Source organism: Kitasatospora sp. NPDC096140 (assembly GCF_040303045.1).
Classification (GTDB): domain Bacteria; phylum Actinomycetota; class Actinomycetes; order Streptomycetales; family Streptomycetaceae; genus Kitasatospora.
In genome coordinates this window covers 272,117-284,102 of the sequence record NZ_JBEOUW010000002.1, presented here as the reverse complement: position 1 = coordinate 284,102, position 11,986 = coordinate 272,117, and the positions used below count along the sequence as shown (strand labels likewise).

Below are 11,986 nucleotides of genomic sequence, written 5' to 3'. Positions count from 1 at the left end.
CGGAGAACGCACCGTCATGAGCACCACCACCGCCGTCGCCCCGCTGACCGTCACCGACGCCGAGACCCTCGTCGCCGCCGCCCGCGCCGCCGCCGACGCGGCCGGGGTCGCGGTCGGCATCACCGTCCTGGACGCGGGCGGGCACCTGCTCGCCTTCCGCCGCGACGACCGCGCCGTGCTGATCGCCGGCGAGACCAGCACCCGCAAGGCCTACACCGCCCTCCAGCTGGACGCCCCGACCGCCGACCTGGTCGACCTGGTCAAGCCCGACGGCCCGTTCCACTCGCTGTCCACCGCGCTGGACCGCCCCCTGCTGTTCATCGCCGGCGGCATCCCCGTGCGCCGCGACGGCCGCCTGATCGGCGCCATCGGCGTCGGCGGCGGCGCCCCCGAGCAGGACCACGTCTTCGCCGCCGCCGCCCTGACCCGGCTCGGCTGACGCCCCGGCGCCGGCGCCTCGCCCGTACCGGGCAATTTCCGCCGCGCCCCCGGCCGGTCGCACGCGGGCGGCCCCCGGATGTGGCAGGCAGGAGGACGACGGCGGCCCCCGCCCCCGGTGGGCGGGGGCCGCCGCGCCCCTGCGACCGAACGGAGCCCCCATGCGCCGACGCCACGGCGTCCTGCTGACCGCCGCCCTCCTGGCCCAACTCGCCGCCGGCCCCTCCCACGCGGCGGCCCCCGCCCCCGCCGGGTGGGAGCCCGCCGACCAGTGCGGGGTGGTCCGCAGCGGCGACACCCCGCTCGGCGGCGCCGAGGTGACGCTCTACCAGGCCGGGGACGGCGAGGGCGCCGCGCCGCGGGTGCTGGCCCGCACCCGCAGCGCCCAGGACGGGCGCTTCACCCTCGACTACCGCCGCCCGCACGACCCGCGCGCCGTGCTCTACGTGCTCGCCGACCTCGGCCGCCCCCGGGACCGCACCGCGCCGCACGGGACGCCGCCGGACGGGCCCGTGACCCTCGCCGCCGTGCTCAGCGGGGCCGACGCCCCGCCCGAACTCGTCGTCAACGAGCGCACCACCGTCGCCGTGGCCTACGCCCTGGCCCGCTTCACCGGCCCGGCCGGCGTCTCCGGCCCCCACCCCGGCCTGCAGAACGCCGCCGCCGTCGCCCACAACCTGGCCGACACCGCCACCGGCGACATCGCCGCCCCGCTCGCCACCCCGCCCAACGGCGCCCTCACCTCCACCATGGCCGAGTTCAACACCCTGGCCGACCTGCTCGCCGCCTGCGTCACCGGCGGCGCCTGCGACCAGCTGTTCGACCTCGCCCGCCGCCCCGGCCACGACCGGCCGCACGACACCCTGCGCGCCGCCGTCGACATCGCCCACGACCCCGGCCACAACGCCGCCGACCTCTTCGCCCTCGCCGCCACCACCCCCACCTACCGGCCCGCCCTGCCCGCCGCCCCCGACGCCTGGACCGTCGCCCTGCGCTACGACGGCAACGGCCACGAACTCGACGGCCCCGGCAACCTCGCCTTCGACGCCGACGGCAACGCCTGGGTCACCAACAACTACGCGTACGACGCCGACCCCACCGTCCCGGTCTGCGGCGGCCGCACCGTGCTCAAGTTCACCCCCACCGGCCACGACGCCCCCGGCGCGCCCTACCGCGGCGGCGGCCTGTACGGCGCGGGCTTCGGCATCACCGTCGACGCCCGGGGCAGCGCCTGGATCGGCAACTTCGGCTTCCAGGGCCACGGCTGCACCGTCGACCCGACCGAACTCGAACGCAGCGTCTCGCAGTTCGCCCCCGACGGCACCCCGCTCTCCCCCCGCCGGGGCTGGCGCGCCGGCGGCATCGCCCAGCCCCAGGGCATGGCCGCCGACCGCGCCGGCACCGTCTGGGTCGCCAACTGCGGCGGCGACAGCGTGACCCGGATCCCCGACGGCGACGCCACCCGCGCCCGGGAGGTGCCCACCCCCGCCCTCAGCAAGCCCTTCGGCGCCGCCGTCGACCCCGCCGGACGGCTGTGGGTCAGCGGCAACGGCAACGACAGCGTCCAGGTCCTGGCCCCCGACGGCACCGTGGAGCGGACCGTCACCGGCGGCGGCCTGCGCCGCCCGCTCGCCGTCGCCACCGACAGCAAGGGCTACACCTGGGTCAGCAACAGCGGCATCCTGCCGGTGCCCTGCGCGGACACCACCGCCGACGACCTCGCCACCGCCGCCACCGGCGGCGACACCGGCCCGCGCCCCGGCGCCTCCGTCACCCTGATCGGGCCCGACGGCACCCCGGCCCCCGAACCCTTCACCAACGGCGGCCTGTTCCTGCCCTGGGGCGTCGCCGTCGACGGGGACGACACCGTCTGGGTCGCCAACTTCGGCGGCCACCGCGTCGCCCGGCTGTGCGGCACCGACCTCGCCGCCTGTCCGCCCGGCCACCGCACCGGCCAGCCGATCTCCCCGCCCGACACCGGCTACCCGAGCGACGGCCTGGAGCGCAACACCGGCCTGCAGATCGACCCCTCCGGCAACGTCTGGCTGGCCAACAACTGGCGCACCGTGCCCGTGCAGACCAACCCCGGCGGCCACGAACTCGTCGTCCTGATCGGCGCCGCCGCCCCCGTCCGCACCCCCCTGCTCGGCGGGCCCGCCCGGCCCTGACCGCACCGCCCCGACCACCCCCGCCCCGGCCGTCCGCCCCACCGACGGCCGGGGCCGTCGGGGCGACTACCCGCCGGTACCGGTGACCCGGACGGCCCACCGGGAACACTGCGCCGATCCGGCGCACCAGCGCGCAGCCGACCCGGGAGCCGTCCATGCCGCCGTCCGCCCGCCAGGCCCCCCAGGCCGCCGCGAGCCCGACCAAGCGCGCGGCACTGCGCCGCCTGGGCGAGTGGTGCGCACGCCACTCACTGATCGTCATCGTGCTGTGGATCGTCGCCCTGGCCGGCATCCAGGCCGCCAACAAGACCATCGGCGGCTCCTACTCCGACGACTTCTCCCTGCCCGGCACCCAGGCCCAGCAGGGCCGCGACGTCCTCCAGGCGCACGAGCCGGCCGCCGCGGGCACCAGCTCCCAGGTGGTGCTGCACGACGCCGCGCCGCTGACCGGCTTCCAGCCGCAGATCTCCCAGGCCGTCTCCTCGCTCCAGCAGCTGCCGCACGTCATCTCGGCGCAGAGCCCGCTGCCGCCCCCGGGCCAGCCGGCGCCGCCGAACGGGCCGCTGTCCGCCGACGGGCAGACCGGCTACATCACCGTCCGCTTCGACACCACGCCCGCCCTGCTGGGCACCGACTACCTGGACGGGGTGGACGCGGCGGTGGCGCCGCTGCGCCAGGCCGGGGTGCAGGTGGAGTACGGCGGGCCGCTGGGCGAGCTGGCCCGGCCGGCGCCGGACGACCGCGCCAGTGAGGCGATCGGCTTCGCGGTGGCGATCGTGGTGCTGCTGGTGGGGTTCGGCAGCCTCATCGCGGCCGGGCTGCCGCTGGTCACGGCGCTGTTCGCGGCGGTGGTCGGCCTGGGGGTGCTGGGCCTGATCGCGGCGCTGTCCACCTTCGCGACGGTCGCGCCCACCCTGGCGACGATGATCGGCATCGGGGTGGGCATCGACTACGCGCTGTTCCTGCTGACCCGTCACCGGCAGAACCTGATGGACGGCGTGGACCCGGTGGCCTCCGCCGGGCAGGCGGTGGCCACCAGCGGACGCGCGGTGCTGGTCTCCGGCTGCACGGTGATCATCGCGCTGTCCGGGCTGTCGGTGTCGGGCATCTCCTTCATCGCCAAGCTCGGCGCCGCGGCGGCCGTCACCGTGGTGTCGGCGGTGCTCGGCGCGCTCACCCTGCTGCCGGCGCTGATGGGGCTGATCGGGCCCCGGATGGACCGCTTCTGCGTGCGCCGCCCGATCGCCGAGGCCGGCGGCGCCGAGGGCGCGGAGGGCGGGACCTGGCACCGCTACGCCCGGCGGGTGGAGGCGCACCCCTGGCGCTTCCTGACGGCCGGGGTGGTGGTGCTGGCGGTGCTGTCGATCCCGCTGTTCTCCATCCAGCTCGGCCACATCGACGACGGCGCCGACTCCACCGACTTCACCGACCGGCGCGCCTACGACCTGATGTCCGCCGCCTTCGGCCCCGGCTCGAACGGCCCGCTGACCGTGGTCGTCGACCAGAGCGCCGTGCCCGCCGAGGCCCGGCCGGCCGTGCTGTCCTCGGTGCAGCAGGCCCTCACCGGCGTGCCCGGCGCCGCCAGCAGCACCCCGCTGCAGACCAGCCCGGACGGCGCGGTGCTGTTCGACACCGTCATCCCGGCGACCGCACCGCAGGACCGCGCCACCACCGACCTGGTCAACCGGCTGTCGGACACCGTGCTGCCCGACGCGGTGGCCGGCACCGGCGCGAAGACCTACGTCACCGGCAACACCGCGGCCCAGGTCGACTTCCTGGACATCGTCGCGAGCCGGCTGGCGCTGATCATCGTGGTCGTCGTCGCCCTGGCCTTCCTGGTCATCCTGGCGGTCTTCCGCGGCCCGCTGGTCGCCCTCAAGGCCGCGGTGCTCAACCTGCTGTCGATCGCGGCCTCGTACGGCGTGGTGGTGGCGGTCTTCCAGTGGGGCTGGGGCGGGCCGGCGCTCGGGGTGGCGGGGAAGGTCCCGATCGAGAGCTACGTGCCGATGATGATGTTCGCGATCGTCTTCGGGCTGAGCATGGACTACGAGATCTTCCTGCTCTCCCGGGTGCACGAGGCCTGGCTGCGCACCGGGCGCGCCCAGGACTCCGTCGCCCACGCCCTGGAGATCACCGCCCGGGTGATCACCTGCGCGGCGCTGATCATGGTCAGCGTCTTCGCCGCGTTCATCGTCAGCGACAACATCGTGATCAAGATGATGGGGCTGGGCCTGTCGGTGAGCGTGCTGGTGGACGCGACGATCGTGCGGCTGCTGCTCGTCCCGGCGGTGATGACCCTGCTGGGCGCGGCGGCCTGGTGGACGCCGCGCTGGCTGGACCGGATCCTGCCGCACATCGACACCGAGGGCGAGGGCGAGCAGGCCTGACAGGGCCCGTCTTCGAACCCCCGGCATCGCCCCGCAGGCGAGGGCTCGAAGACGGGCCCTACGGGCCGGGGGCCTCAGGGGCGGGTGGCGGTGACGAGCCAGGCGGCGGTGCGCAGCCGCAGGCCGCCGTCGGGCCGTTCGTGGGGGGCGAGGGCGGTGGCGAGGGCGGCGCGGACGCGGTCGGTGCCGCTGCGGGCGCCCGTTCCGGTGGCGGCCGGGTCGGCCCGGTCGAGCTGTTCGGCCAGGTCGCGGGCGGGGCCGGAACCGAGGAGGTGGTCGGCGGCGTCGGCGGCGTCGCGGCCGAAGTGTCCGTGGGCTTCGACGGGTTCGGTGCGGACGTCGGTGAGGGCGGCGGCGGTGAGGACGCGGTGGATCACGGCGGGGTCGGCGAGGGAGAACATGCCGGGGCCGCTGTGCGGGGCGGCGGTCCGCGGCGGGAGCGGGAGTGCGGCGCGGACCTCGTCGAGGACCCGGACCCATTGGGTGCGGGCGGGGTCGGCGACGCAGACGAAGGCGAGGCGGCCGCCGGGGCGCAGGGCGCGGGCGATGTTGGCGAAGGCGGCGGCGGGGTCGTCGAAGAACATGATCCCGAAGCGGCTGATCGCGACGTCGAAGGCGGCGGCGGGCAGCGGGTGGACCTGGGCGTCGCCCTGTTCGAAGGCGATCCGGCCGGCGGGGCGTCGCGGGTCCCGGTCGGCGGCCAGGGCGCGGGCCCGGGCCAGCATCGGGGCCGAGAGGTCGAGGCCGAGGACCGAGCCGTGGGCGGCGGCCTCGGCGGCGAGGCGGGTGGTCTGGCCGGCGCCGCAGCCGATGTCGAGGACGCGGTCGGCGGGGGCGATCGCGGCGGCGGCGAGCAGGGGCCGGTCGAAGCCTTCGTTGACCGCGTTCCAGCGGTCGTGGTGCTCGCTCCAGTAGCGGCCTTCGTCGCCGTTCCAGGCTTGGGACTGTGCGGTGTTGACGGGTGTGCGCATGGGTTCGCTCCTGTCGGACCACTAGTATGGGCGAGTGCCCATAGCAAGGTATGGGCACTCGCCCATACTGTGCAAGCCCCCTTCCGGAGGACCTGGATGTCACCACGCGGCGTAGCGATCCCCGACGTGCGGGAGCGGCTGTTCTCGGCGGCCGAGCGGGTGCTCGCCCGGGAGGGGCCGGCCGGGCTGACCAACCGGGCCGTCACCGAGGAGGCGGGCTGCGCGAAGGGCCTGCTGTACAACCACTTCGCCGACCTGGACGACTTCGTGGCCCAGCTCGTCCTGGACCGCTTCGAGCGGGTCGCCGCCGAGGTCGCCCCGCTGCCCGGGCGGGCGGGCAGCGGGGACGTGCGGGAGAACGCGGCCGGCGCGGCGCTCGTCCTGCTCGGCGCCGCCGGGCCGGCGGTCGCGGCGGTGGCGCTGTCCCGGCAGGGCGTCACGCAGCGGGTGCGGACGGCCTGGGAGGCCGGCGCGCCCGGGCCGGACGCGATCGAGGGCGCGCTCGCCCGCTACCTGGAGGCCGAGCAGCGCCTGGGGCGGGTTGCGGCCGGCGCGGACTGCGCGATGCTCGCGCTCGCCCTCACCGGCACGGTCCACCACCTGCTGATGCACGGGGACCGGCCGGCGGACGGCCCGGCGCTGGTCCGCCGTCTGGTCGCCGCGCTGGTGCCCGTGCCCTGAGCCCGCGGCGGTCAGGCCGGGTGGCGCAGCTCCACGGCGGCCTGGACGATGTTGGCCTGGTGCTCGGCCTGGCGGGCCACCGGCAGCCAGGCCGGGCGGAAGCGCCGCTGGTAGCGGGCGCACCAGTCCTGCAGGAGGGCGTCGAGGCGGGCGGCGTCGCAGGCGGCGCGGGCTCCGGCGGGCTCGACGGCGCGGCGCAGCAGGGCGGCGGCGCGCACCGGGATGCGGTGCGCCCACAGGTCGATGCCGGCGAGTTTCGCGCGGGTCATGAGCCCCGGGCGCAGCAGGCGCCGGCCCAGGGCCCGGGGGTCCCATTCGTCGGCCAGCTGCCGGGAGGCGGCCAGCGGGGTGCGGGCGGCCCGGAGCAGGGCGGTGTCCTGGTCGGGCAGGTGGGGCAGGGCGGCGGTGAGCAGGTCGGCGAGCAGGGCGGTGCGGGTGCGCAGCCGGTCGGCGCTGGCGGTCAGGCGTTCGGGGGCGTCGTCGGCCGGGCGGGTGTCGCCGAGGCGGTCGCTGGTCCAGGCGGGCACCTCGACGATGACGGTCTGGCCGCCGTGGCGCTGCGGGGCGAACCAGGTGGAGGCCCGGACGCCGCCGGTGTCGTCGGGGCGGCGGGCGGGGTGGGGGGTGAGCATGCCGGTGCTGCTCTCCTGGCGGTCGATGTGGTGGGGCTCCATCAGGTAGACGCCGGGGCCGGACTCGCGCAGCCAGAAGGTGTCGTAGGTGCCGGTCTCGACCGGGATGCCGAGGGCGGCGGCGGAGGTGGCGAACGGGGCGGCGAGGACGGCCGGGTCGCAGGTGGCCTGGACGAAGGTGCCGCCGACGTCCATGCTGTGCAGGGTGAACTGGAGGGTGGGGCGCAGTTCGTCGATCAGGTCGAGCAGGGTGCGGCTCTCCGGGAGGCGTGCGCCGATCGCCGGGGCCCATTCGGGCTGTTCCTCGGCGGCGGGGCGGTAGTAGCCGGCGAAGTACTCGGGCAGGGTGCGGGCGGTGAGGGCGCCGCGGGCGAGGTGGGCGCCGTCGGGGTCGAGGCAGAGCAGGAAGTTCCAGGTCGCGGCGGTGCGCAGGGCGGGGCGGGCGAGGACCCGGTGGGCGAGTTCGACGATGCTCGCGCGGCCGGCGAACTCGTCGGCGTGGGCGCCGGCGACGACCAGGACGTTGCGCTCGGGGCGGCCGGGGCGCTCGGCGCGGCCGACGGACAGCAGGGTGAGCGGGCGGCCGGCGCGGGAGGCGCCGACGGTGCGCAGCCGGCACAGGTCGGGCCGGCGGTCGGTCAACTGTCTGGCGGTGTCGGTGAGTTCGGCGAGTGTGGGGCAGCGGTCGTGGATCAGTACGGCCCTGCCCGCGCCGGTCGTCGTGTCGGTGAGCATGCGGTTCCCCCTGTGGTCGTCTCCCCCGGGCTCGGAGAGTACGACGGACGGGGGCGGAGCGGGAGTTTGTGGCACCCCCCTTGATCTGACATATCATCCGATGATCTTGATGACTGGGAACGGGGAGTTCGGCATGGCCGCGCACATCGGCGCCACCGCACGGGGGTTGGGCATCGGCATCGCATCGGTCGTGCTGGGGGGTGCGCTGACCGCCTGCGGTTCCGGTGCGCTCTCGGACCAGCTGGCCCCCGGTGCGCAGAAGTGGGCGGACTTCAAGACCGTGCTCGCCGACAAGGACACGGTCAAGCGCGCCCTGCCGGACTCCGCGGCGCTGCCCGGCTGGAAGGGCCACCGGCCCGACGTCTCCACCGCGGACGGCACCGACGAGGAGTGCCGGGGCTGCGAGATCGACGGCACCGTGGAGTTCGAGTCCGGCAGCGCCAAGGCCGCCTTCAAGGTCATCACCTTCGGCTCGGCCACCGAGGCGAGCGCGTACCTGGCGACCACCGCGGGCGAGTTCGAGAAGAAGGCCGACAAGGGCGCCACCAAGCTCTCGGTGCCGGCCGTCGGCAACGAGAGCGTCGCCTACACCGCCGCGTCCGGCGGCAGGCCGCGGAACGTCGTCCTGATGCGGGTGGGCACCACCTTCTCGGGCGTCATGGTGCAGGACTCGACGGACACGGCCCGGCTCCAGGCGCTGGCGACGATGCTCGCCCGGCGGGTCGAGCAGGCCGCCGCGGGGCAGCCCGTCGACGCCGCGCTCGACACCCGCTGAGCCGGCGGGCGGGGGCCGCCGTACGGCGGCCCCCGGCGCAGCCGCTGCCGGGCCGTCAGCGGCTGCGTCAGCGGCGACGGGCGGCGTAGGCGGCCGCGCCTCCGGCCGCGAGCAGGAGCGCGGCGGCCACCGCGGCGGCGGTCAGCAGGCCGTCGTCCGGACCGGTGGCGGCCAGCGTCGGAGCGGCCGTCGGGGTCGGGGTCCGGGACGGCGTGGCCGGCCCGGTCGGGGACGGTACGGGGGCGGGGGCCGCAGTGGTCGGGGCGGCAGTCGTCGGGGCGGCAGTGGTGGGGGCGGGGGCCGTCGGGGTCGCCGGGCCGGCAGTGGGCTCGGGCGTGCAGGCCGTGCCGCCGTTCCAGGTGGCGACGGCCAGGCCGGAGAACGGCTCGTCCGGGTAGTGCGGCAGCGGGTGGTCGCTGTCACTGCCGTCGTACTTCTCGCCGACCGTGTAGAGAGCCAACTCGCCGTAGCAGTGCGGCAGGTGGCCGGTGACGTCGAGGGTGTCGCGGTAGTGCTCGCGGGTGAGCGTGACGGTCGCCCAGCCGAGGAAGGCCTGCCGGCCGGAGGTGGCCCAGGTCGGCCCCTGGGTCTCGTAGGAGCCCAGGGAGACGTGGTAGTCGCAGCCGGCGGCCGGCACGCCGGCCAACCGGACCTGGACGACGGCGGACTCGGCGGGCATGGTCGCGCCGGCCGTCCAGTGGGCGCCGCCGTCGACGGAGTACTGGACCGGCGCCCGCCCGCAGTCGGGGGCGGCGTGGGCGGCGGGCGCCGCGACGACGACGGCTCCGGCGCCCAGGGCGAGGGCGGTCAGCGAGAGGGCGGTCAGCGGGAGGGCGGTGCGCGCGGACGGGCGGCGCGGGTGCGGGTGCATCGGGAACTGCTCCTGGCGGGTGGATCGGGTACGGGTACGGGTACGGGTACGGGTTCGGACGCGGGTCCGGGTACGGGAAGGCCGCGGGGCGCTCACCGGGCGTCGGCCGCAGCCGGCGGGGCGGTCGGCGGGGCCTCCGACGCGGCGGCGGCCTCCGGCGCAGCGGCGGGGTGCTCCCGGTGGCCGTCGCCCTCGATGTCGATGTGCGGCAGCAGGCGGTCGAGGAACCGGGGCAGCCACCAGTTCCCGTCGCCGAGCAGGACCATGGTGGAAGGGACCAGCAGGCCGCGCACCACGGTGGCGTCCAGGGCGACGGCGGTCGCCAGGCCGATGCCGAACATCTTGACCACCGGGTCGTCGGAGAGCAGGTAGCTGAGGAAGACCGCAACCATGATCAGGGCGGCCGAGCTGATGATCCGTCCGGTGGCGGTGAGGCCGGCCACCACGGCGCGGCGGTTGTCCCGCTCCCGCAGGTAGCCCTCCCGCACGGCGCTGAGCAGGAAGACCTCGTAGTCCATCGACAGGCCGAACAGCACGGCGAACATCAGCAGGGGCACGTAGCCGGGGATCGGCACGGCGCCGTCCAGGCCGATCAGCCGGGCGCCGTGGCCGTGCTGGAAGACCGCGGTGAGCACGCCGTAGGCGGCGGCGACGGAGACCAGGTTCATCACCGCGGCCTTCACCGCGACCACCGGCGCGCGGAAGGCCAGCAGCAGGAGCAGGCCCGCGACGGTCAGGACGAAGCCGACGACCAGCGGCATGCGCTGCGCGATCCGCGCGTTGAGGTCCGCCTGGGCGGCGGGCGCGCCGCCGACGTGCGCCACCTGGCCGCTGCCGGCGGTGGCGGCGGGCAGCACGTCCGCGCGCAGCCGGCGCACGAGCGCGGCGGTGGCGGGGTCGGAGGGGGCGGTGGTCGGGGTGACCTGCCAGCGGACGGTGCGGCCGTCGGCGGCGAGCGCGGGCGGGCTGACGGCGGCGACGCCCTCGGCCGTGCGCAGCGCGGCGGTCACGGCCGCGGCGCGCGGGTCGGCGGCTCCCCCGGCGGCCGGGGCGGGCAGCACGTCGACGACCTGGAGCGTGCCGTTGGCGCCCGGGCCGAAGGCCGCGGCCATCCGGTCGTAGGCGGTGCGGCTCATGCTCCCCGCGGCCTTGCTGCCCGCGTCGAGCTGGCCGAGGTGGAGGCCGGCGGCCGGGGCGGCGAGGGTGCCGAGCAGGGCCAGGCCGGCCAGCAGCAGGGGCCAGGGCCTGGCCGCGACCAGGGCGGCGATCCTCCCCCAGCCGCGCGGGCGCCCGGCGGAGGCGGGGGCGGCGGGCCGGGGGGTCAGGCGGGCGCCGAGCAGGACGAGGGTCGCGGGCAGGAGGGTGAGGTTCACGCCCAGCGCCGTCAGCACGGCGATCGCGGGGGCGAGCGCCAGGGCGTACAGCAGCGGCAGGCCGCCCAGGGCCAGTCCGGCGAGCGCGGCGACGACGGCGCTGCCGGCGAAGGCGACGGACTTGCCGGAGCCGGCGGTGGTGCGCACGGCGGCGTCCTCGACGCCGACCCCGGCGGCGCGCAGTTCCCGGAATCGGGTGAGGCCGAAGAGGGTGTAGTCGATGCCGACGCCCAGGCCGATCATGGCGGCGATGGTCTCGCCGGCCTCGGGCACGTCCATCAGGTGGCCGGCCAGGCCGAGGACGGGCAGGGCGATGGCGAGGCCGACCACGCCGGCGAGCAGCGGCAGGGCGGCGGCGACGAGGCTGCCGAGGGTGAGGGCGAGGATCACCAGGGCGGTGCCGAGGCCGATGGCCTCGCTGCGCCCGGTGCTGCCCTTGTCGACGGCGGCGGCCAGGTAGCCGCCCGGGGTGACCTCGATGCCGGCGGCGGTGGCCGGGGCGGCCGCGGCGAGCACGGCGTCGGTCGTCGCGGGCGTCACGTCCCGTCCGGAGACGTCGAGTTCGATCGAGAGGTAGGCGGTGTGGCCGTCGGCGCTGACGGCGCCGGCGCCGGCCGGGTCGTAGGGCGTGGTGACGGCGACGACGTGCGGCACGGACGCGATGGCCGCGGCCGCGCTGCGGACGGCGGCGGTGGCGGCGGGGGCGGTGAGCGGGTCGGCGCCGTCGGGGGTGTGCAGCAGGACGGGCTGCTTGCCGGAGGCCGGGGCGGGGAACGCGCGGTCGGTGATGTCCTTCGCGGCCTGGCTGTCGCTGCCGGGGATGGAGACGGCCTCGCTGGTGACGCGCCCGAAGGTGGCGAGGGCGGTGAGGGCGGCGGCGGCGAGCAGCAGCCAGGCCGCGAGGACGCGCTTGGGCCTGCGGGCGCACCAGCGCCCCACAGTGGTGAACATCGGC

Annotated in this window: 9 protein-coding genes; 5 read left to right on the top strand and 4 right to left on the bottom strand. The window is 76.7% G+C overall.

Going from position 1 to position 11,986, the window contains the following annotated elements:
• The first annotated feature begins 16 nt into the window (after positions 1-16).
• The 3 genes from ABT048_RS03045 (at position 17) to ABT048_RS03035 (ending at position 4,993) form a co-directional block, all read left to right on the top strand.
• Positions 17-439 carry a GlcG/HbpS family heme-binding protein gene (locus ABT048_RS03045; RefSeq protein WP_350519548.1) on the top strand — a complete coding sequence of 141 codons (423 nt, stop codon included), beginning with the start codon at positions 17-19 and terminating at the stop codon, positions 437-439.
• Between the two features lie 160 nt (positions 440-599).
• On the top strand, positions 600-2,606 hold the full coding sequence (locus ABT048_RS03040) for an NHL repeat-containing protein (protein ID WP_350519547.1): 2,007 nt from the start codon (positions 600-602) through the stop codon (positions 2,604-2,606).
• Between the two features lie 155 nt (positions 2,607-2,761).
• Positions 2,762-4,993 (top strand): MMPL family transporter, encoded by a 2,232-nt coding sequence (locus ABT048_RS03035; RefSeq protein ID WP_350519546.1) that lies wholly within the window; start codon positions 2,762-2,764, stop codon positions 4,991-4,993.
• A 74-nt stretch (positions 4,994-5,067) separates the two neighbouring features.
• On the opposite strand, the gene ABT048_RS03030 is transcribed toward ABT048_RS03035, so the two are convergent.
• Entirely contained in the window at positions 5,068-5,964 is an 897-nt protein-coding gene (locus ABT048_RS03030; protein ID WP_350519545.1) for a class I SAM-dependent methyltransferase, read from the bottom strand.
• Positions 5,965-6,060: 96 nt separating this feature from the next.
• On the opposite strand from ABT048_RS03030, the gene ABT048_RS03025 reads away from it, so the two are divergent.
• Positions 6,061-6,645, top strand: a complete 585-nt coding sequence (locus ABT048_RS03025) for a TetR/AcrR family transcriptional regulator (protein ID WP_350519544.1) — start codon at positions 6,061-6,063, stop codon at positions 6,643-6,645.
• 11 nt (positions 6,646-6,656) lie between these two features.
• Here ABT048_RS03025 and ABT048_RS03020 read toward each other — a convergent pair whose 3' ends face one another.
• Positions 6,657-8,012, bottom strand: coding sequence for a M14 family zinc carboxypeptidase (locus tag ABT048_RS03020; RefSeq protein ID WP_350519543.1), 1,356 nt, complete (start codon positions 8,010-8,012; stop codon positions 6,657-6,659).
• Positions 8,013-8,121: 109 nt separating this feature from the next.
• Between ABT048_RS03020 and ABT048_RS03015 the strand changes: the two genes are divergently transcribed.
• A complete protein-coding gene (locus ABT048_RS03015) occupies positions 8,122-8,787 on the top strand; it encodes a hypothetical protein (protein ID WP_350519542.1) in 666 nt (221 codons plus the stop codon).
• A 67-nt stretch (positions 8,788-8,854) separates the two neighbouring features.
• On the opposite strand, the gene ABT048_RS03010 is transcribed toward ABT048_RS03015, so the two are convergent.
• Both ABT048_RS03010 and ABT048_RS03005 read right to left on the bottom strand, forming a co-directional pair.
• Positions 8,855-9,658 carry a hypothetical protein gene (locus ABT048_RS03010; protein WP_350519541.1) on the bottom strand — a complete coding sequence of 268 codons (804 nt, stop codon included), beginning with the start codon at positions 9,656-9,658 and terminating at the stop codon, positions 8,855-8,857.
• A gap of 92 nt (positions 9,659-9,750) precedes the next feature.
• Complete coding sequence (locus ABT048_RS03005) at positions 9,751-11,982, bottom strand: MMPL family transporter (RefSeq protein WP_350519540.1); 2,232 nt, start codon at positions 11,980-11,982, stop codon at positions 9,751-9,753.
• Positions 11,983-11,986: the final 4 nt, after the last annotated feature.